Source organism: Nocardia sp. NPDC052566 (assembly GCF_044547285.1).
In the GTDB taxonomy this organism is placed as follows: Bacteria; Actinomycetota; Actinomycetes; order Mycobacteriales; family Mycobacteriaceae; genus Nocardia.
Genome location: NZ_JBIUAF010000006.1, coordinates 774078 through 794237, shown reverse-complemented (window position 1 = coordinate 794237; position 20160 = coordinate 774078). Strand labels below are relative to the sequence as shown.

The 20160-nt window shown below is 64.7% G+C and carries 17 protein-coding genes; 11 read left to right on the top strand and 6 right to left on the bottom strand.

Annotation, left to right across the window (positions count from 1 at the left end; genetic code table 11):
- Positions 1-207: 207 nt before the first annotated feature.
- Positions 208-585, bottom strand: coding sequence for a nuclear transport factor 2 family protein (locus ACIG5A_RS33575; protein WP_397247521.1), 378 nt, complete (start codon positions 583-585; stop codon positions 208-210).
- Between the two features lie 194 nt (positions 586-779).
- Here ACIG5A_RS33575 and ACIG5A_RS33570 point away from each other — a divergent pair, with 194 nt between their 5' ends.
- Complete coding sequence (locus tag ACIG5A_RS33570; protein WP_397247519.1) at positions 780-2375, top strand: serine/threonine protein kinase; 1596 nt, start codon at positions 780-782, stop codon at positions 2373-2375.
- Between the two features lie 184 nt (positions 2376-2559).
- Here ACIG5A_RS33570 and ACIG5A_RS33565 read toward each other — a convergent pair whose 3' ends face one another.
- Genes ACIG5A_RS33565 through ACIG5A_RS33555 form a run of 3 tightly spaced genes read right to left on the bottom strand, consistent with a single transcriptional unit; the run spans position 2560 to position 4267 of the window.
- Complete coding sequence (locus ACIG5A_RS33565; protein WP_397247517.1) at positions 2560-3090, bottom strand: hypothetical protein; 531 nt, start codon at positions 3088-3090, stop codon at positions 2560-2562.
- A 5-nt stretch (positions 3091-3095) separates the two neighbouring features.
- On the bottom strand, positions 3096-3953 hold the full coding sequence (locus ACIG5A_RS33560; RefSeq protein ID WP_397247515.1) for a hypothetical protein: 858 nt from the start codon (positions 3951-3953) through the stop codon (positions 3096-3098).
- Positions 3953-4267 carry a hypothetical protein gene (locus tag ACIG5A_RS33555; RefSeq protein WP_397247513.1) on the bottom strand — a complete coding sequence of 105 codons (315 nt, stop codon included), beginning with the start codon at positions 4265-4267 and terminating at the stop codon, positions 3953-3955. Before ACIG5A_RS33555 ends, ACIG5A_RS33560 begins: the two co-directional genes overlap by 1 nt.
- 1025 nt (positions 4268-5292) lie before the next feature.
- On the opposite strand from ACIG5A_RS33555, the gene ACIG5A_RS33550 reads away from it, so the two are divergent.
- The 4 genes from ACIG5A_RS33550 to ACIG5A_RS33535 are packed head-to-tail and all read left to right on the top strand — an operon-like array spanning position 5293 to position 8304.
- Positions 5293-5823: a DUF3558 domain-containing protein gene (locus tag ACIG5A_RS33550; RefSeq protein ID WP_397247511.1), complete on the top strand. Its 531-nt coding sequence runs from the start codon at positions 5293-5295 to the stop codon at positions 5821-5823.
- A 9-nt stretch (positions 5824-5832) separates the two neighbouring features.
- A complete protein-coding gene (locus tag ACIG5A_RS33545) occupies positions 5833-6213 on the top strand; it encodes a hypothetical protein (RefSeq protein ID WP_397247509.1) in 381 nt (126 codons plus the stop codon).
- Positions 6210-7520 (top strand): hypothetical protein, encoded by a 1311-nt coding sequence (locus tag ACIG5A_RS33540; protein ID WP_397247507.1) that lies wholly within the window; start codon positions 6210-6212, stop codon positions 7518-7520. Before ACIG5A_RS33545 ends, ACIG5A_RS33540 begins: the two co-directional genes overlap by 4 nt.
- Positions 7521-7524: 4 nt before the next feature.
- Complete coding sequence (locus ACIG5A_RS33535) at positions 7525-8304, top strand: ESX secretion-associated protein EspG (protein ID WP_397247505.1); 780 nt, start codon at positions 7525-7527, stop codon at positions 8302-8304.
- Between the two features lie 188 nt (positions 8305-8492).
- Here the strand turns inward: ACIG5A_RS33535 and secA are convergent, their stop codons facing one another.
- Complete coding sequence (gene secA / locus ACIG5A_RS33530; protein WP_397247503.1) at positions 8493-11339, bottom strand: preprotein translocase subunit SecA; 2847 nt, start codon at positions 11337-11339, stop codon at positions 8493-8495.
- A 398-nt stretch (positions 11340-11737) separates the two neighbouring features.
- Between secA and ACIG5A_RS33525 the strand changes: the two genes are divergently transcribed.
- The 6 genes from ACIG5A_RS33525 (at position 11738) to bluB (ending at position 18646) form a co-directional block, all read left to right on the top strand.
- The gene (locus ACIG5A_RS33525) at positions 11738-13153 is read left to right on the top strand and encodes a wax ester/triacylglycerol synthase family O-acyltransferase (protein ID WP_397247501.1); all 1416 of its coding nucleotides are present in this window, start codon (positions 11738-11740) and stop codon (positions 13151-13153) included.
- A gap of 10 nt (positions 13154-13163) precedes the next feature.
- Positions 13164-13715, top strand: coding sequence for a DUF6912 family protein (locus tag ACIG5A_RS33520; RefSeq protein WP_397247999.1), 552 nt, complete (start codon positions 13164-13166; stop codon positions 13713-13715).
- Between the two features lie 120 nt (positions 13716-13835).
- Positions 13836-15020 carry a ferredoxin reductase gene (locus ACIG5A_RS33515; RefSeq protein ID WP_397247499.1) on the top strand — a complete coding sequence of 395 codons (1185 nt, stop codon included), beginning with the start codon at positions 13836-13838 and terminating at the stop codon, positions 15018-15020.
- An 81-nt stretch (positions 15021-15101) separates the two neighbouring features.
- On the top strand, positions 15102-16514 hold the full coding sequence (locus tag ACIG5A_RS33510; RefSeq protein ID WP_397247497.1) for a fatty acid desaturase family protein: 1413 nt from the start codon (positions 15102-15104) through the stop codon (positions 16512-16514).
- A gap of 95 nt (positions 16515-16609) precedes the next feature.
- Positions 16610-17884 carry a fatty acid desaturase family protein gene (locus tag ACIG5A_RS33505; RefSeq protein WP_397247495.1) on the top strand — a complete coding sequence of 425 codons (1275 nt, stop codon included), beginning with the start codon at positions 16610-16612 and terminating at the stop codon, positions 17882-17884.
- 138 nt (positions 17885-18022) lie between these two features.
- Positions 18023-18646, top strand: coding sequence for a 5,6-dimethylbenzimidazole synthase (gene bluB, locus ACIG5A_RS33500; RefSeq protein ID WP_397247493.1), 624 nt, complete (start codon positions 18023-18025; stop codon positions 18644-18646).
- Between the two features lie 187 nt (positions 18647-18833).
- Here bluB and ACIG5A_RS33495 read toward each other — a convergent pair whose 3' ends face one another.
- A complete protein-coding gene (locus ACIG5A_RS33495) occupies positions 18834-20126 on the bottom strand; it encodes an acetyl-CoA C-acyltransferase (RefSeq protein ID WP_397247491.1) in 1293 nt (430 codons plus the stop codon).
- Positions 20127-20160 lie beyond the last annotated feature (34 nt).

The window sequence follows — 20160 nt, the reverse complement described above, 5'->3', positions numbered from 1 at the left end:
GCGCCGAGTCACTCCCGAAAATAGAGCTGAGTCACACCAGAAGCGGACAAATCAGACACAAGCCAGCACCCCCGATAGCGTGCCGCGTCACGAGCTCCGACCCCGTCGAGCGCAGTCGAGTGGCGGTGCGACACGCCGTGCGGAACGACCATCTGACTGCGCTCGACGGATCTCGATCACCTCGGAGGTTATCGGGGCACGGCGGCGCTAGTGCCCGTCGCGCTGCCCCGGCGCGAACGGCCACTCCTCGAACCACACACACCGCCCGGCATCGTCGAACCGCAGCACCCACAGATCCCGCCACAGCGCCGTCTCGTCCTTCTCATAGACGACCTCGACCCGCACCACCGCGGTCAGCCCGTCCACCGCGACAACCTCGGACTCCATCGAGAACGGCTCATCCGGCCCATCCCGCTCGCCCTCCCACAACTCCGCCAGCGCCGCCAACCCGATCGCGGGCTCCGCCCACGGCGACACCTGATACCCCACCCCCTCGGCGAACAACACCCCGAGCCCGTCGGTCCCCTCAGCCCGCCAAGCCCGCTCATACCCCTCGACCCATGCCCCGACAGCACTCTGGTCCATGCCCGGACGCTACCTCGAATCCACGCCGCGCCACCGCAGTACTGCCGAATCCGGCCAACACGCAGTCCGTTGCATGACGTCGGACCCGCAACCTGAGCAGCATCTCACGGCCCGCGATCGAGGTGTCGGAATTGGCTACGCGTACCACCTCGGTATGGTGGGTTCCTAGCAAGGACACCGTTTAGGGGGACGCTGTGTTGAGTTCTGGTGAGGTCTTCGCCGGGTTCACCGTCGAGCGGCTGCTCGGACAGGGTGGAATGGGGTCGGTGTATCTCGCCGGACATCCACGACTACCACTGCGGATGGCACTGAAGTTGTTGAATCCGGAGTTGTTCTCCGACAAGGAGATCCGAGCTCGATTCGAGCGGGAAGCAGATCTCGCCGCCGGACTGAACCACGCGAACATCGTCACCGTATACGACCGTGGCAGCGAGTCCGGGCAACCGTGGATCGCCATGCAGTACGTCGAGGGGCACGACGCCGCACAGATCGACCCACCGACCCTCACCCCGCAACGAGGGCACCAAATCATCGAAGGTGTCGCTGCGGCACTGGATTTCGCGCACAGCCACGGTGTGCTGCATCGTGATGTCAAGCCAGCGAACATCCTGCTCGAGCAGACGTCTGGCGACCATCCTCAGCGGGTGTTCCTGACCGACTTCGGAATCGCGCGCCTGCGAGAGGATTCGACACGCCTGACCCGCACCGGAACATTCACCGCGACACTGGCTTACGCGTCACCCGAACAAATGACGGGCGCACCGATTGGACCCCACTCCGACCAGTATTCGCTGGCCTGCACCTTGTACTGGCTGCTCACCGGTTCCGGTCCCTTCGATGCCCCGCACCCCGGCGAAGTGATCCGTGGTCACCTACAACTGGAACCGCCTCCGGTGAACAGCAGACGCGCGGAGCTACCCACAACATTGGACGCGGTGTTCACGGTGGCGCTGGCCAAACGGCCAGAGGAACGATTCCGCTCCTGCCTACAGTTCGCCGAAGCCGCTCGCCAGGCTCTGAGTACAGCACCTCAGCCATATCCGGGAGCGTCCCTGGAGGCGCGGCTCGCGCCAACCATGCGAAGAATCCCCGCACCGAACGAAGGCAAGCCCGATCACTCCGGCGCGGCCAGCCCGTATCCACAAGCAGCACAACCGGTTCGAGGCCTTACCTTCACCCCAGAGCCCCAGCCCCCCATCGACGCACTCGACCGGCAATCGCCGCAACTACCTCTCGCACCCGACAAGCGCAGGAAACGCTGGCTGGTCGGCGGCATTCTGCTGGCGGTTGCCGGCTTGGTACTCGGCACCGTCACAGTGATTCGATCTCTCGCCCCAACCGGTTCGACCACCTCCGACCCCACCAAGCTGGCCTTTCCGAAATTCTTACCCCCGGGCGACGCCCAGAGCGGCACGGGTTTCCAGAATGCACACTGCACCTTGAACAGCTATTTCACCGACCAACCTGGATCCCCGACCTTCGCCAGATACCAAAGCGCGTGGGGTTGCACTACCACCGTCGGCAAACCGGACTATCTCATCCTGCGCTACGCCACCAGTTCAGAGGTCCAATCGGTGTTGACACGGCTTACGAAACCGGATAAATCCGACGGCTCCAACGGCTCTACCTACTACACGAATTACAACCTCCCCCTAGCGAGCGGCCGCCCGGTAATGGTCACAGCCTTCCCCAACGCGGCCAAGCGCGCCAACTTCCTCATCTACACACGCGGGCTCGACTTCCCAGACCAGCTCAAGTCCTGGATGCGAGAAACCGCACCTCTCAACTAAGCGCCAGACGTCCAGCCCTGCATTGACGAGCCTGGCCGAACACATTCGCGCGTTCGCCACCCCCCTCAGCCAGCGGCGCGGACGCGACCTCGAATCCTGTTGAGCGACTGACGATCCGACAGGCCGAACACGAATAGTGGGCCAGAACCAGAGTCACACCGGAATCGACATCTAGCGTGCCAACTCAATTCTTCAGAGTTCGAATCATGTTCACGAGCACCTTCGCACCAGCTTGTATCGTTTCGTCGTCGCTGCTGTAGAACCGGAGTTGGCCGTCCACACCGTCATCGGCGGCACTCAGCTGAATAGGCGGGGGCGCGCTAGGCTCCCATGTCGGCGGTAGCGGCTCGATAACTTGCGTAACAGGCACGCCGTCTACCGTCAATATGCGGGATGGCGGGTACTTCGAAACAGTGGGCGTCTCACCCGCGATGCGATAACTGATGTAGACATACCCCAGATACTTCGAGTCACCGTTTCGATAGCTGCACTCGTTGAAGTTGCCAATCTTCTCGGTGAGCGACTTCCCCTGAGCCGGACTGACTTTCAACTCCGTCGCATTGAACCGTGTGATGTAGAACTGCTTCGGGAAGTCACAGAGCTCGTGGAGCGTCCGCTGGCTCTCCGGAACCGCCGACTTACCGGTCTCCCCATGCGAGAACAGGCTGCAACCCGAGAGAGAGACGGCAAGCATAGCGAGCGAAGCGAACTTCACGAGACTCATCGGGCTTGCCAATCCGGAGTCGGCGCATTGGCATCGAAGTCGCTGGCAGTGCTGTGCGGCCATTGATTGTTCTTGAATGCCTTCTGATTATCGGTCGCTTCAGCCACCTCAATGATGCTGTTGCCCTGAATCAAGAGAGCACCTCCCAGCTTCTTGAGGTAAGTTACTGCCGTTGAGATGATTTTCGTCAAGAGATCGATCGCATCCGATATGCCCACCGGCGCCGCGACACCTGTCGCGATCTTGAGTAGCGCCCCGGCGAAACCGGAAAGAAATTTAGTCAATTCTTCTACGATATCCGAGTAGAACTGCCAAGCCGCATTGGCTACGGCTGTGAGGTCGGTATGCAATTTATCGCAGATCGCTTTGGCGGAATCCAGCGCCGTATCCTGGAGCAGACGCGTTGCAAGATATTTGTCCGCTGCAGCACCCGACCAATAGCCCGTCAGATTACCGCTGACCACTTCATTGTTTTGCGCCTGTCCAATCTTGGATTTGAGCTTGAGCCAATCCTCACTTGTTTGCAGAAAAGCAACAGGCGCCTTCAACCCCTCAATGGCTTCGCGCAATTTCTCAAGGAGGTCTTTGATCTTCCCTTTGATCTCTTCCTTATGAGAGCTCAAGTAGCCGGTGAAATCATCGTGAGTAATCGCGCCATAAATGCCTCCAACAACTAGACCCACCGGACCCAGCAATATCGGGGTTGTCGCGGCGCCTCCTTCTGCGGCAGCCGTAGCTATTGCCGCCTTATTGAAGGCGTCGTCTATTTTGTCCGGCTGATTCTTAACATCCTCGATCTTATCGGCAAACTGCTGAAGAACAGAGTTCAACTCATCAAGTGTTTTATCGACCATCAGAGCTCCCCGTCGAGCTTTATCAGCACATTAGCGAAATTGTCGTCCTGTTCCCGATAAACTTTAGCGATATGCTCGAGCACTTCTCCGATCGCTCGGGTTTCTTTCTGCCCTTCCGCTAATCTGTCATGGATGTACTGCGCAGCCTTGATCTGCGCATTCCAAGCCTCCAAAAACGGCCCCCACTGCACCTCTTTGTGAGAGTATGTGATTGCCTGAGCCTGCACGCTGGCCCCTTCGAGCGAATCAGCCGTTTGATCCCAGGCTCTCGAAGCACCGACCAGCTTATTCAGATCCACTGAGAACTGGGCCACTGTCACTTCCCCTTCAAGTAACTCTTATATTCTACAAGTTCATACTCGAGCTCATCATCCGTTCGTTGTGCCCAATCTCCATTCTCATGGAATTGTGGGCGCTGTCGACGAATCTGATCGACACAATCGATAATATCGTGCCCAATATAGGAAGGCGGCTTCTGCGCTGCCCAACGGGCATCGACCTCGATACTGCTGATACTAGACAGAGAGGCTCTCACAACAACGGAGTGCGATCCAGAGTCAACCACTGGACCATGGCCAATGAATTCATCTTCCCCCCATAGCGCTCGTTCTATCGATTCGAATTCGTCAATGGAATTTACATCGAGGAGCGTTATTATTTCGGAGCGTCGCGAAGGTCTCGCACTTAATGCACCGAAATCTCCCCGAGCAATGATCGCTGTATCTCGCTGCCACAATGCTATGTAATAGCCGGTCATAGCCGCAGCAGAAAGATCCCGAGGCTCCAATAGGCTATGCAAGCTACGACTGACGTCTACCTCAATAGGAAGACGCCCTTCATCGAGTCTCATTGTGAACAGACCCACTCCAGTCAAGGGAGCAGTCACTGGTCATTCACTTCCTTTGCCAGTAATTCTGGTTCGACCAAGCGCTGCCAGCGCGAACTCAAACCTAAATACGACAGTGCTGAACGAATCCGGGCCAACCCCCTTCATTGTCGCTCTTCGGGGCCCCGGATCCCACCTGCCCCCGATCCATTTGCGACGACCCTACGACCAGCAGACATCGAATGCAACCACTACCGAATGTCACCCGTCTTCGTATTCGAGCATAGTAAGGATACTCACTCGCGCCGTCGTCGCAGCCCAAGCCCCGCGGGCCGCACTCGATTTTCGGGCGTCGTTGCATGGGAGGTCCCCTCGCCGGTAAGGTTTGCGCACGTAACGGGTCCTTCCGCATCCAGCTCGGCGAGGCATGCATGCACGACACCGGCAGCAAGGGGAATGATGACTGGCAGGGGGAACTCACTGCGTGGCCTCGGCCTTGCGTTCGGGGCTGCGATGGTGCTGGCCGGGTGTGGTAGCTCGACGGTTGGAAGTCCGGCGACGGACACGACCACTGCGGCGAGCACGACATCGGCGGCCGCGATAACATCTGCCAATCCCAGTGCCGCAGTGTGGAACCCATGCGATCTGCCCGACTCTGCGATATCGGCGACCGGACTCGATCCGGCGACCGAAGTGAAAGATGTTGCCGGTGTCGAGTTTCCAGGCTGGAAGGTATGCAGCTGGCGAGCAACCGCAGGTTGGTACAACTTGGCGATCCTTTCGGGCACCCCCACGTTGCGAGAGGTGCAAGAGCGGCCAGATAAAGAGGCGTTCACACCACGCACAATCGGTTCGCACCGAGCCGTCGAGTATCTCGACGTCGGCGACAGCAAGCGGTTCAAGTGCAGTATCGCAGTCGAGGTTCCGCAAGGATCGGTGATATTCAGAGTTCAGACACGCTATTCGGAGGGGAAGCAAGGCGAGCCATGTGTCGAGGCGCGTCGTCACACCGACGACCTCACCAAGCATCTGCCGGGAAACTAAGGAGGGGCCATGCAGATCGGTGTAGATCCAGCCGAGTGGCGCGGCCTGCTAGATAGGGCGAACGCAGGTGAACTGTCACTGAGTCTTGATGTTGGCAAGGGGCTGGATCAGGTCTGTGACAGCTATATTGCACGACTACAGAGCATCCTGGATGGGATGGACTTGATCACGGAAATCACCGGTTTCGGTACGTTCCCTTCCAGTAGCGCTCTTCAAAGCAAGTTCAGATTGAAGGCGACGGGAACAGATCAATCGCTGGACACCGTCATCCAACAGCACATCGACACCGTCAAACTCGCGAAACAGGTTGTCGCCAAAGCGATTGCGAACTTCAGTGAGACAGGGCAGCAGACCGCCGAGCAGATCACAAGCGCAGGCACCCCGCGATGAGCTCCTACGACGACTACCGAAGCCGGATTATCGCGGCGCAGGAGCAGTGGAATCGCGAGCGGGACACCATCTATGACTTCTCTCGGCGGGCGGAGAGTGTGTTCCGGGGCGAGTTCGAACCGCCGCGGATTCCGGGGCCGGATGGGTATGAGCTGATGGATTTGCCGCAGATGCGGGCGGCGGTGGATGCGATGCGGCCGGATATGGTTCGGGCGGCGGCGGAGGCGTGGACGAATATCGGGATGAATCTGACCGGTGCCATCGAGACGTTCAACAAGGAGTTCGCGCGGACGGTGACCGGTGACGGGACGAATCCCGGCTGGACCGGGCAGTCGGGTCCGGCCGCGATCAACGCGGTGGGCCGGTATGCCGAGCGGTCGCAGGCGCTCGCGGGGGCGGCGGGGATGGTCGGGCTCAAGCTGTCGGAGATGCATACCGGGCTGGAGCAGACTCAGGCGTTGATGCCGCAGGTTACCCAGCGGCCGACGCTCAAAGACAAGACACTGCCGCCGGACGGGCTGATGAAGGACGGCGACTACACCGAGGACGAGGCCAAAGAGGAAGCGCGGCGGATCCTGCGCACGGTCTACGCCCAGGTGGCGAACCAGACCGACAACGGGGTACCCGTGCTGCCCGCCGCACCGCCCATCGTCGACGATGCGCCACCGGCTCCCGGCACCTCGCTGGGAAGTCCGAATTCCGGTGCCCCACAAGCACCCTCGGTCCCGAACCAACCCGGTACCCCGGGCGAACAGCCCAAGGATTCCGATAAGCCAGGCGACAACCCGGCTCAGCAGCCGGGAACCCAACCCGCCTCGACGACACCGCAATCGGCGGATCAGAGTAAGGCGAGCCAGCAGCCCGGTACCACGACGAACCCGACCACACCGAGCAGCACCAACACCGCCACTCCGAACTCCACCGCGACGCCATCGTCACCATCCCGGCCGACGACGCCGGGTAGCCCGAACCGTCCTGGCAGTCCCGCTCGTCCTGGCAGCCCCGGACGTCCAAGCACCCCAGGCATTCCCGGCACGCTGGGTGCGCCCGGAGCGCCGGGCCGCAGCGTGCCGGGCGCGCCTCAGCAACCCGGCGTCGCACCGGCGGCCGCCCGCGCGGGCGGTCCGGCCGGTCGGCCCGGTGTGCCAGGCACGCCGGGTATGGCACCGGCCGCGGCGGGCAGGGGTAAGGACGACGAGCGCACGAAATCCGTTCCCGACTACCTCATCTCCCAGGAAAACGGCAACGAGCTCACCGGTTTGGATGTACGCCCGAAGGCGGTGCCACCGGTCATCGGCGGAGACTGATCCGGTGACCGAGCTGAGTTTCACCGGCCAGGAGTTCGAAATCCTCTGGGCGGCATATGATCGCGACCGCCTGCCGTATCCACTCCAATTCCAGCCCGAGGCAACGGATTTCGACGATCTGAAGCGACAGCGCGAGGCAGCCGTCGAGTCGCTGTTCGGCAAGTACTCGACGGACCTGACCCGTGCACTCGAGGTACTGCTCGATCCAGAGGCCAGAGTCGAGTCGAAGGGTTTCAGCGGACCGGAACTCGCGCGGACCTACCGCTTCCACGGGGCGGTCCACGGCGAGGAAGGCGCGACCCTCACCCAGGACGACGCCGGTGACGTGATCCTACGTCGTTGCACCGCAAGCGAAGTCGCGAAGTCAGCGATGCGGATACTTCCGCCGACCCAGGCGGGCACGCACCCACCGATCGAGGTGCGCCGCGAAGAGGTCGCCACCGACCGCGCCCGGCACGTACGCCCAGCCTACGAACTAAGCCTCACCCAACAGCTGAACCGCATCTTCCAGCGCGACCGCCTCGGCCTCGGCGAGATCACCGTCTACGCGGGCCCGGCCGTCGACGCCCGCCCCGCCTTCGGCCGCGGATTCTGGTGGATGGATTACGAAGACGGCCGCTACTACGTCCAAACCGGCGACCCCATCATCGCTAAACCGATGGATGCCGCCGTCATGGCCGCCGAACTAGACCGCCTACTCGCCCTCACCCAGCGCTTCAACCGCGAGGACCGCGACCACGACGAATACTTGCGACGGCGAGCGCCCAGAGGGTCGAACTTGTAAGGATTACCTACAGGTTCGCGAAGGGGGCATCAGACTGTCCGACGCACTGTCGAGCACGCCCACTACGCCTGCCCATCACTCCGATTCCGGATAGTTCCCTCCGTCACCAGAGCGGTCGGCGACAAGACAAAGGCGCCCACGGGAATCCCATGGACGCCTTCGCTATTCGGCTCAGTGCCGGATTCGGCTCAGTGCCTGCGGCGCGGCTTCGGCGGGCGCTTGGACTTGGACTCGGCGCGGGCCGCCTCGCGGCGTTCGCGGCGGGTGCTGCCGTCGCCGTACTCCTCGGCATCGGTGTGCCTGGCGGCGTGGCCGTCCTCGTCGGGGCCCGAGTAGCTCAGGCCGCGCGGACCGGAGTCATCGATGCCCTTGGCGCGCAATGCCGCCGGGGCGCTGGTGCCATTGGTCCTCGCCTCCTCGGTAGGCAGCGGACGCGGTGCGCCCGCGCCGACCGGGGAACGCAGGCCGGGATCGACCGAAACACCTTCGGGCTGCGGCTGCTGCACCTCGACCTGCAGGTTGAACAGGAAGCCGACCGACTCCTCCTTCAACCCGTCGAGCATCGCGACGAACATGTCGAAGCCCTCGCGCTGGTATTCGACGAGCGGGTCGCGCTGCGCCATGGCGCGCAGGCCGATGCCCTCCTTGAGATAGTCCATCTCGTAGAGGTGCTCGCGCCACTTGCGGTCGAGCACCGAAAGCAGCACCTGCCGTTCGAGATTGCGCATCGAGCCCTCGCCGGCCAGGCCGTCGATCTCCTGCTCACGCTTCTCGTACGCGTCGTGCGCGTCGTCGAGCAGTGCCTCGGTGAGCTCCTCACGCGACAGGTCGCCTGCCTCGCCGGCCTCGGTCTCGCCGCTCAACTGCTTGTAGTCCAGGCTCACCGGGTACAGCGTCTTCAGCGCGGTCCACAGCTTGTCCAGATCCCAGTCCTCGACGTAGCCCTCGGCGGTGGCGCCCTCGGCGTAGGCCGTGATCACGTCGGTGATCATGTTCTGAACCTGGCCCTCCATATCCTCGCCACGCAGGATCTGGTTGCGCTCGCCGTAGATGACGGTGCGCTGCTGGTTCATCACCTCGTCGTACTTGAGCACGTTCTTGCGGATCTCGAAGTTCTGCTGCTCGACCTGGGTCTGCGCGCTCTTGATGGCCTTGGAGACCATCTTCGCCTCGATCGGCACATCATCGGGGAGGTTGAGCCTGGTCATGATCGCCTCGAGCGCCGCGCCGTTGAAGCGCCGCATGAGCTCGTCACCCAGCGACAGGTAGAACCGGGACTCACCCGGATCGCCCTGACGGCCGGAACGACCGCGCAGCTGGTTGTCGATGCGCCGGGACTCGTGCCGCTCGGTGCCGAGCACGTACAGCCCGCCCGCCTCGCGCACCGCGTCGGCGTCCTCCTCGGTCTGCGCCTTCACCTTGTCCAGTGTCGGCAGCCAGGCCCGCTCGTACTCGTCCGGCGTCGCCACCGGGTCCAGGCCCTGCTTGCGCAGCGCGATATCGGCGATGATGTCCGAGTTGCCGCCGAGCACGATGTCGGTACCACGACCGGCCATATTGGTCGCCACGGTGACCGCGCCCGGCCGACCGGCCTCGGCGATGATCTCGGCTTCCTTCTCGTGGAACTTCGCGTTCAGCACGTTGTGCGGGATGCCGCGCTTGGTGAACTGCTTGGACAGGTACTCCGAGCGCTCGACGCTGGTGGTACCGATCAGCACCGGCTGGCCCTTTTCGTGCCGCTCGGTGACGTCGTCGACCACCGCGGCGAACTTGGCCTCCTCGGTCTTGTAGATGAGGTCGGCCTGATCCGCGCGGACCATCTTCTTGTTGGTCGGGATCGGCACCACGCCGAGGCTGTAGATCTGGTGCAGCTCGGCCGCTTCGGTCTCGGCGGTACCGGTCATGCCGGACAGCTTGTCGTAGAGCCGGAAGTAGTTCTGCAGGGTGATGGTGGCCAGGGTCTGGTTCTCCGCCTGGATCTCCACCTTCTCCTTGGCCTCGATGGCCTGGTGCATGCCCTCGTTGTAGCGGCGCCCGATCAGGATGCGGCCGGTGAACTCGTCGACGATGATCACCTCGCCGTCGCGGACGATGTAATCCTTGTCGCGGGTGTAGAGCTCCTTGGCCTTGATGGCGTTGTTCAGGTAGCTGACCAGCGGCGAGTTCGCGGCCTCGTACAGGTTGTCGATGCCGAGCTGATCCTCGACGAATTCGACGCCCGCCTCGTGCACGCCGATGGTGCGCTTCTTGATGTCGACCTCGTAGTGCAGGTCCTTCTTCAACAGCGGTGCGATACGGGCGAATTCGGCGTACCACTTCGAGGAGGCGTCGGCCGGGCCCGAGATGATCAGCGGGGTGCGCGCCTCGTCGATGAGGATGGAGTCGACCTCGTCGACCACGGCGAAGTTGTGCCCGCGCTGGACCAGATCCTCCAGCGAGTGGGTCATGTTGTCGCGCAGGTAGTCGAAGCCGAATTCGTTGTTGGTGCCGTAGGTGATGTCGGCGTTGTAGGCGGCGCGCCGCTCGGCGGGCGTCATGCCGGACAGGATCACGCCGACCTCGAGCCCGAGGAAGCGGTGCACGCGGCCCATCCACTCCGCGTCGCGCTTGGCCAGGTAGTCGTTGACGGTGACGACGTGCACGCCGTTGCCGGACAGCGCGTTCAGGTAGGCGGGCAGCACACAGGTGAGGGTCTTGCCCTCACCGGTCTTCATCTCGGCGATATTGCCGGTGTGCAGCGCCGCGCCGCCCATGATCTGCACCTTGTAGTGCTTCTGGTTGAGCACGCGCCACGACGCCTCGCGCGCGACCGCGAAGGCCTCGAGCAGCAGGGCGTCCAGCGGACGGTCGTCGCCGTCCTCGACCGCGTCGGCGTAGCGCTGCTTGAACTCGTCGGTCTTGGCGCGCAGTTCGGCGTCGGTGAGCTCTTCGAACTCCGGCCCGAGTGCGAGGACCTCATCGGCGAGATTGGCGAGCCGCTTGACCATGCGACCCTCACCAATCCGTAGCAACCTCGTCAAAGTCAGCGCAGGCACGGGTCTCGTCAGTCCTCTGGTCGGTGTGTCTTCATGTCGTCGGTGGCGCGGAAAACCGCAGCATGCTTCATGGTAATGCGGCCCCCATGGTAGGTGCCGACGAGCAGCGCCGTACCGCGTCACCCCAGGCCCAACCATGAAAGCCCACCCGGATCTCACCGTACCGCTAGTGCGGCCGCTACGGTGTGGCGCGGCCCACTCCCGATGTCGCGCGCGGCGACCTTCGAGCGAATCGAATTGGTGCCGAACCTGTTTCAATGCCGGTGTCGTACGATGTAAGTCGTCCGTCGCGCGGGGTGTATGGCCCGTCCTAGCTGGGCCGATTCGCGGCGATGTGTCATGAAGGCAGGGGCAGTGCGGCTCGTGTACTCCGATCAGCGGGTCGAATAAGGGGCAGCGTGATCACGAGACTGACGCCGCAGGACGCGTCGTTCTATCGGCTCGAGTCGAGCAGCAATCCGATCCATATCGGCTCCCTCGCGATCGTCCGCAATGCCGATATCGGCGCCGGGGGGCAAGTACTCGACTACGACCGGCTCGTCGATCTGGTCGAGGCCAGGCTGTCGCTGGTCCCCCGCTATCGCCGCAAGGTGCGCGAGATCCCGTTCGCGCTCGGCCGCCCGGTGTGGGTGGAGGACAGCTGCTTCGACATCACCTATCACATCCGGCGTTCCGCGCTGCCCAGTCCCGGCACCGACGGACAGCTGCACGAACTTGTCGCGCGGCTGGCCTCGCGCCCGCTGGACCAGACGCGGCCGCTGTGGGAGATGTACCTGATCGAGGGGCTGTCCGATGGCCGCTGCGCCGTCTTCACCAAGACCCATTCGGCACTGGTCGACGGTGACACCGCGCTGGAGATCGGCCACGTCATCCTCGATGCGAGCACCTCGCCGCGCGGCATCGCCGACGATGCCTGGCGGGCGCCGCGCGAACCGAGGGATACCGAGCTGCTTGTCGGCGCGCTCACCCACCTGGCCGCGCAGCCGCGCGAGGCGCTCGAGGTGTTCCGCGACGCGGGCTCCGGCGCGTTCGGCGTGCTCGGCGCGACCGGCAAGGCCGTCGATTCGGTGATCGCCGCGGTGCGCGCCGCGACCATCGGCGCGCCGGACAGCCCGCTCAACGCGCGGACCTCACGCAACCGGCGCTTCGATGTGGTGCGCACCGATCTGGAGGACTACCGCAAGATCCGCAAGCGCTTCGACTGCTCGATCAACGACGTCATCCTCGCGGTGGTCACCGGTGCGCTGCGCAACTGGCTGCTCTCGCGCGGCGAGGCGCTGACCGATCCGACCACGCTGCGTGCGGTGGTGCCGATGTCGGTGTACGTCGAAGACGCGCTCGGCGATCGGCTGGAGCCGGCCAGCGAGGTGTCCTCGTTCCTCATCGATCTGCCGGTGGGCGAACCGAATCCGGTGATGCGGCTCTCGCACATCTCCCATGCCACCGAGGCCAACAGCAAGCACCGGCGCGGCGTGCGCGCACGCACCCTGGTGCACCTGGCCGGGTTCGCACCGGCCAGCCTGCATGCGATGAGTGTGCGGGCGGCGAGTACGTTCGCAGAGCACACGTTCAACTTGGTGATCACCAACGCACCGGGTCCGCAGACGCCGATGTACATCGGCGGCGCGCGGATGCTGGAGATGTATCCGGTGTCGCCGCTGCTGCGCAATCAGGCCTCGAGCATCGGGATCACGTCCTATGACGGACGCGTTTTCTACGGGCTCAACGCCGATCGCGACGCGATGGCCGATATCGGCGTACTTGCCGCGTCGGTGCACGAATCCATGGAGGAGATGCTCGGTGCCGGTATCTGATCAGAACACCATGCGGGTCTATATCCCCGCCACGGTGGCGATGCTGCGCGAGCTGGTCGCGAATCGGGAGCTGTTCCCGGTCGGCGGCACCGCGTTCGCGGTCACCCCCGCGCTGCGCGAGGCGTACGCCTCGGGCGACGACGAGGAGCTGGCCGAGGTCGCGATGGGCGAGGCGGCCCGCGCCTCGCTGCGACTACTCGCCGCCGAGCGTGACGACATCAGCGAATCCGACGGCGGCAACGAGGCAGACGCGGAACCGGTAGGCGGGCATCGCCCGGTCTACCGGCGCGCGGTGATCGCCGCCGACGTCACCGGCGCCAAACTGCGCCCCGACCTCGACGACGCGGTGGTCAAGCTGGCCGGGCCGATCCCGTACGCGAAGATCGCCTCCGCGCACGTCGACCTGGCCGAGGCCGAACCCGAGGTGGCCAAGGCGGTCGACGTCATCGACGCCGCCGATCTCGGCGACACCGACGCCGAATTCGTACTCGGCGACGCCGAAGATCACCAGCTGGCCTGGTACGCCGCGCAGGAACTGCCCTTCCTGCTCGAACTGCTGTAACCACCCCCGCGCCGAGCTGCGGCACCACTGAAACCTACGATGCCGTAACCTTGCGGGCGTGGCGCTGCCGGGAGCGAGAACCCGGCGGCGTATCCGACGACAGGGAGACGAACGGCAGCGATGGGCTCGAAACGTGGGGGGTTTTCCGTGCGGGGTGTCCGAGACTGGCTGGAGGCTCCGGCCGCGAGCGTCGCCGAACGGGGCGGCAGGCTGAATGTGCTGCGCGGCGCCGTCGCGCGGGTCACCACACCGCTGCTGCCCGACGACTATCTGCACCTGGCCAACCCGCTGTGGTCGGCACGCGAGCTGCGCGGCCGGATCGTCGAGGTGCGCAAGGAGACCGCGGATTCGGCCACCCTGGTCATCAAGCCGGGCTGGGGCTTCGACTTCAAATACGAACCGGGCCAGTACATCGGCATCGGCATCCTGGTCGACGGGCGCTGGCACTGGCGCTCGTATTCGCTGACCTGCCCGCCGGATTGGACCGATCCCGGGGGACGCGGGTGGGAGCAGGGTGGGGGGAGGCACAGCAAGCGGGTCATCTCCATCGCGGTCAAGGCGATGCCGGAGGGGTTCCTGTCCAGCCACCTGGTCAGCGGCGTCAAGCCGGGCACCATCATCCGGTTGCAGGCACCGCAGGGCGGATTCGTGCTGCCCTATCCGCCGCCGGAGAAGGTGTTGTTCCTCACCGCGGGTAGCGGTATCACCCCGGTGATGGCGATGCTGCGGGCGATCGACCGGCGCGACGTGGTCACCGACGTGCAGCATCTGCATTCCGCGCGCACCGCCGAGGACGTCATGTTCGGCGCCGAGCTGCGCGCATTGCACGACCGGCATCCGAGCTTCAGCTCGCACCTGCACCTGACCGGTGAGAACGGCAAGTTCGCGCTCGCCGATCTGGACGAGCGGTTCCCGGACTGGCGCGAACGCCAGACCTGGGCGTGCGGGCCCGCCGCCATGCTCGACGAGATCGAGCACCACTGGCGCGACGCGGGTATCGCCGACCGGCTGCACGTGGAGCGCTTCGAGATCGAGCGCTCGGCCATCGGCGAGGGCGGCACCGTCACCTTCGGCAAGTCGGACCGCAGCACCGAGGTGGACGGCGCGACCAGCCTGCTCGAGGCGGGCGAATCCGTCGGCGTGCAGATGCCGTTCGGCTGCCGCATGGGCATCTGCCAAACCTGTGTCGTCACACTGAGTTCCGGCCACGCGCGAGATCTGCGCAATGGTGAGGAACGTCGCGAGGGTGACAAAGTGCAGACCTGCATTTCCGCCGCCGCCGGCGACTGCACGCTGGACGTTTAGCGAGATCCTGGCGCCTCGCGCGGACCGTGGGGCCTGCGTCACAGGTACGCTCGAAACAAATCGCGTAGTGAAAGGACCCCGGTGGCCATCACCGATATTCAGGCGTTCGCCCATCTCACGGCGGCCGACATCGAAACACTGGGGCAGGAGCTCGATTCCATCCGCCGCTCAGTGGAGCTGTCACGCGGGGAACGTGACGCGAAATACATTCGGCGCACCATCGCCGCGCAGCGCGGGCTGGAAGTGGCCGGGCGCGCGGTGCTGTTCGGCAGCCGCAACCGGTGGGCCTGGCTCACCGGTACGGCGCTGCTGTCGGTCGCCAAGATCATCGAGAATATGGAGCTCGGGCACAACATCAGCCACGGGCAGTGGGACTGGATGAACGATCCGGAGATCCACTCCAGCACCTGGGAGTGGGATCAGACCGGTCCGTCGTCGCAGTGGCGGCGCGCGCACAACTACTCCCACCACACCTACACCAATGTGCTCGGCAAGGACGAGGACCTCGGCTTCGGCATCCTGCGGATGACCCGCGACGAGCCGTGGCGCCCGCTGCACCTCGTCCAGCCGGTGGCCAACCTGATCCTGGCCGCCACCTTCGAGTGGGGCATCGCGCTGCACGACTGGAGCATCGAGAAGGAACTGTCCGGTACGCCGCGCGCCCAGCTGATGTCGGAGCCGAACAAGGAGTTCGCCCGCAAGATCGCGCGCCAGGTCGGCAAGGACTTCGTGTTCTACCCGGCGCTCACCGGGCCCGCGTGGAAGTCGACGCTGAAGGCCAACGCCACCGCCAACCTGGTGCGCAATCTGTGGGCCTACGCGGTGATCTTCTGCGGCCACTTCCCCGACGGCGCGGAGAAGTTCACCATCGAGCAGCTCGAGGGTGAGACCAGCGGCGAGTGGTACCTGCGCCAGATGCTCGGCAGCGCCAACTTCAAAGCCGGGCCCGCGATGGCATTCATGAGCGGCAACCTCTGCTACCAGATCGAGCACCACCTGTTCCCCGACCTGCCGAGCAACCGGTACCCGGAGATCGCCGCGCGGGTGCGCGAACTGTGCGACAAGTACGACCTGCCCTACACCACCGGCTCGCTCGGCAAGCAGTACCTGCTCGCCTTCCGCACCATCCACAAGCTGGCGCTGCCGGACCGGTTCCTGCGCCGCACCTCCGACGACGCACCGGAGACCTCCTCGGAGCGCAAGTTCGCCGGCATCACCCTGCCGACGCTGCCGACGACCAACCAGCTGTCGGAGGCATGGGCGGAGACGCACATCCTGCCGGTCGACCCGGCCACCGGGCGCAGGTACGGCCTGCGGTCCGCGCTGAACGAGGCCAAGGTGGTGCTCAAGGAGAAGGCGCGGCAGGAGAAGGAAGCGCTGCGCGAGGCCAAGGTGGCACTGCAGGAGAAGGCCAGGCTCGAGCAGGCGACCATGCGCCGGAAAGCCGTGCGGCGGAAGGCATTGCGCAAGCTGCGCAAACCGCGCACCGTATAGCATCTCGCCCGGCCGTCCTCAATGGGGGATTTGCCACACTTCCCGGGCCCGCTAGCACAACCTACGGTCTCGTAACCTACGGTACTGTAACCAACATGGCGATCTCGGATGTCAAGGAGTACGCGCACCTCACCGAAGCCGATGTCGAGGCTCTCGGCGCGGAATTCGACGCGATAAGGCGGGAGATCGAATCTGCCCGCGGCGCGGACGACGCGCGCTACATCCGTAACGTCATCCGCCTGCAGCGTGCGCTCGAAATCAGCGGGCGCGCCGTGCTTTTCGCCAGTTTCCTGCCGCCCGCCTGGCTCGCGGGCGTCGCACTGCTCAGCACCGCCAAGATCATCGAGAACATGGAGATCGGGCACAACGTCATGCACGGGCAGTGGGACTGGATGAACGATCCGGAGATCCACTCCAGCTCGTGGGAATGGGATAACACCGGCCCCGCCAAGCACTGGAAGCAGACGCACAACTACCTGCACCACAAGTACACCAACGTGCTCGGCATGGACGACGACATCGGCTACGGGCTGCTGCGCGTCACCAGGGACCAGCGCTGGAAGCCGTTCAATATCGGCAACCCGGTCTACAACCTGCTGCTGCAGCTGTTCTTCGAATACGGTGTCGCCATCCAGCATCTGGAGCTCGGCAAGCTGGCCGCGGGCCGGTTCAAGCCCGGCACTCCCGAGCGCGCCGAATTCGACCGCAAGCGCGGCGAGGTGGTCCACAAGATCGGCAAGCAGGTCTTCAAGGACTACCTGATGTTCCCGCTGCTGACCGGGCCCGCATTCGTTTCCACGCTCACCGCGAACCTCGCCGCGAATATGATCCGCAACGTCTGGACCAACGCGGTGATCTTCTGCGGGCACTTCCCCGACGGCGCGGAGAAGTTCACCAAGGCCGATATCGACGGCGAGACCAAGGGGCAGTGGTACCTGCGCCAAATGCTGGGCAGCGCCAACATTTCCGGCGGACCGCTCATGCATTTCATGACCGGCAACCTCAGCCACCAGATCGAGCATCACCTGTTCCCCGACCTGCCGAGCAACCGGTACGCCGATATCGCCGTGCGGGTGCGCGAGCTGGCCGAGAAGTACGACCTGCCCTACACCACCGGCTCACTACCCGTGCAGTACTTCAAGTCGTGGCGCACCATCCTCAAGCTGTCGCTGCCCAACAAGTACCTGCGCGCCACCACCGACGACGCCCCCGAAACCGCCTCGGAGCGCAAGTTCGCCGGCAACACCGCCCCCACCTTCGACCCGATCACCGGCAAGCGCCGCGGCCTCCGCACCGCGATCGCCGCGGGCCGCAAACGCCTCGGCCGCCGGTCCGCACCAGCCGAGCGCCTCCCCGAATACGTCGCCTGAGCGAGTCGGAGGCAGCCGCATCTGTTTCGATCTCCCGCGTACCTGATCGCATGCGATTTCGTGTGCGGGAAATCAACGGGTGTGCGGGAAGGTGCGCGGATCGCTGCTGGTTGACTGGGTGCCGTGTGTGCTGACCAGTTGAGTGTTTATGAGGCGATCCGGTTGCGGCGCGATGTGCGCGCGGAGTTCACCGGCGACGTCGTCGACGACGCGACCCTGTGGCGCATCCTCGACGCCGCACATCGCGCGCCGAGCGTCGGCAACTCGCAGCCGTGGGACTTCGTGGTGGTGCGCGATCCCGCGACCCTGCGCAAGTTCGCCGACCACGTCGCGGACAAGCGCGTCGAGTTTCGCAACGTACTCCCCCAGGAGCGCGCCGAAACCTTCGAACCGATCAAGATCGAAGGCATCACCGAGAGCGGCACCGGCATCGTCGTCACCCACGACAACACCCGTGGCGGCCCGCATATCCTCGGCCGCGCCACCGTCCCCGAAACCGGCGTCTACTCAACGGTTCTCGCCATCCAGAATCTCTGGCTCGCCGCCACCGCCGAACACGTGGGCGTCGGCTGGGTCTCCTTCTACGACGCCCCCTTCCTCACCGACCTGATAGCCCTCCCCGAGGGCATCACCCCCATAGCCTGGCTGTGCGTAGGCCCAGTCCACGAATTCCAGCAGATCCCCGACCTCGAACGCCTCGGCTGGCGCCCCCGCCGCCCCCTCACCGAAGCCATCCACCACGAGACCTACCGAACCCCGTAACCGGGTTCTTTCCGCCGAGCGCAGTCAAATGGCCCTGCGACACGCCGTAATTGAGGGCCATATGACTACGCTCGACGGATCTCGACCACCACCGTCGGCCCCCAGCGCCTCGTTGTACTACCCACAGCCGCACCGACGGCGACCTGATCCGACTCGCACACCGTGTGCGGTGATGGGCGGTTGCCGGTCAGACGCGTTCCAGTACCGCGGAGGCGCCGATGCCGCCGGCGGCGCAGATGCCTAGGAGGGCGGTGGATTTGCCGGTGCGGGCGAGTTCGTTGGCCATGGTGGTGACCATGCGGGCGCCGGTGGCACCGAAGGGGTGGCCGAGCGAGACGGAGCCGCCGTGGACGTTGAGGGCGTCGATGTCGATCTCGCCTACGGCGGTGTCGCGGTCGAGGCGGGTCTTGGCCCATTCGTCGCTGGCGAGCGCGGACACGACCGAGAGGGTTTGGGCGGCGAACGCCTCGTGGATATCGACGAAGTCGATGTCGCGCAAGGACATTCCGGCCTTGTCCAGTGCGCGCGGCATGGAGATGGCAGGCCCGATGAGCACCTGGTCCCGCGGGTCGACGCTGACGTAGCTCCAGGAGCGGAACGCGGCGAGCGGGCGGTAGCCGAGCGCGAGCGCCTTCTCCTCGCTCATCAGCAGCACCGCGGACGCGCCGTCGGTCAGCGGACTGGCATTGCCCGCGGTGACACTGCCGTCCGCGGCGAACACGGGCTTCAGCTTGGCCAGTTTCGCGACGCTGGTATCGCCGCGCACCAGCCCGTCGCGGCTGATGTCCTTGCCCTCGGGGGTGCGTACCCGCAGCACCTCGTCGTCGAAGCGTCCCGAGTCGATCGCGGCGGCGGCGCGGTGATGCGAGCGTGCGGCGAACTCGTCCTGATCGGCGCGGCTGATGCCGTGGATGCGGGCCATCTTCTCGGCCGACTCCCCCATCACCTCACCGGTGGTGCGTTCGGCGATCTTGGGCCTGCTCGGCAGGATGTCGGTGAACGGCGCGAGCTGCGCGACCGCGGACAGGTAGTCCTTCGGCTTCGGTTTGCCGAGCGCCAGCGGCGCCGCCGCGTGCACCACCTTCTGCGGCAGCTTCACCTCGGCATTGCTGGTGGAATCGCTGCCGCCGGCGATCATGATGTCGTATTCGCCGCGTTCGATCGCGGCCGCGGCCGAGGTCACCGCCTGCAACCCGGACGCGCACGCACGCGTCACGGTGTAGCCCTCACATCCGGCGTCGAGCCGCAGATCCAGCGCGATCTCCCTGGCGATATTGGGCGCGACGCTGGGCAGGATCACCCCGCCCCAGACGATCGCCTCCACCTGGGCGCCGGGCAATCCGGTCCGCTCCAGCAGCCCGCGCACCGCGGCGTCGGCCAGCGCGATCGAGTCCATCCGGGTGTAGTCGGTGAATGCCCGGAGGAAGGGCGTGCGTGCACCGGAGACGATGACAGCACGGCGAGCAGCCTTGGTAGCCATGCGGATTCCTTTCGAGTGACCTTCCCCCCAAACT

Bases quoted from the DNA above. Each gene is read 5' to 3' on its own strand.
- ACIG5A_RS33575 (WP_397247521.1), bottom strand. From the start codon at position 585: ATGGACCAGAGTGCTGTCGGGGCATGGGTCGAGGGGTATGAGCGGGCT.
- ACIG5A_RS33560 (WP_397247515.1), bottom strand. From the start codon at position 3,953: ATGGTCGATAAAACACTTGATGAGTTGAACTCTGTTCTTCAGCAGTTT.
- ACIG5A_RS33550 (WP_397247511.1), top strand. From the start codon at position 5,293: ATGGTGCTGGCCGGGTGTGGTAGCTCGACGGTTGGAAGTCCGGCGACG.
- ACIG5A_RS33545 (WP_397247509.1), top strand. From the start codon at position 5,833: ATGCAGATCGGTGTAGATCCAGCCGAGTGGCGCGGCCTGCTAGATAGG.
- ACIG5A_RS33540 (WP_397247507.1), top strand. From the start codon at position 6,210: ATGAGCTCCTACGACGACTACCGAAGCCGGATTATCGCGGCGCAGGAG.
- ACIG5A_RS33520 (WP_397247999.1), top strand. From the start codon at position 13,164: ATGCGGGTCTATATCCCCGCCACGGTGGCGATGCTGCGCGAGCTGGTC.
- ACIG5A_RS33515 (WP_397247499.1), top strand. From the start codon at position 13,836: ATGGGCTCGAAACGTGGGGGGTTTTCCGTGCGGGGTGTCCGAGACTGG.
- ACIG5A_RS33505 (WP_397247495.1), top strand. From the start codon at position 16,610: ATGGCGATCTCGGATGTCAAGGAGTACGCGCACCTCACCGAAGCCGAT.
- ACIG5A_RS33495 (WP_397247491.1), bottom strand. From the start codon at position 20,126: ATGGCTACCAAGGCTGCTCGCCGTGCTGTCATCGTCTCCGGTGCACGC.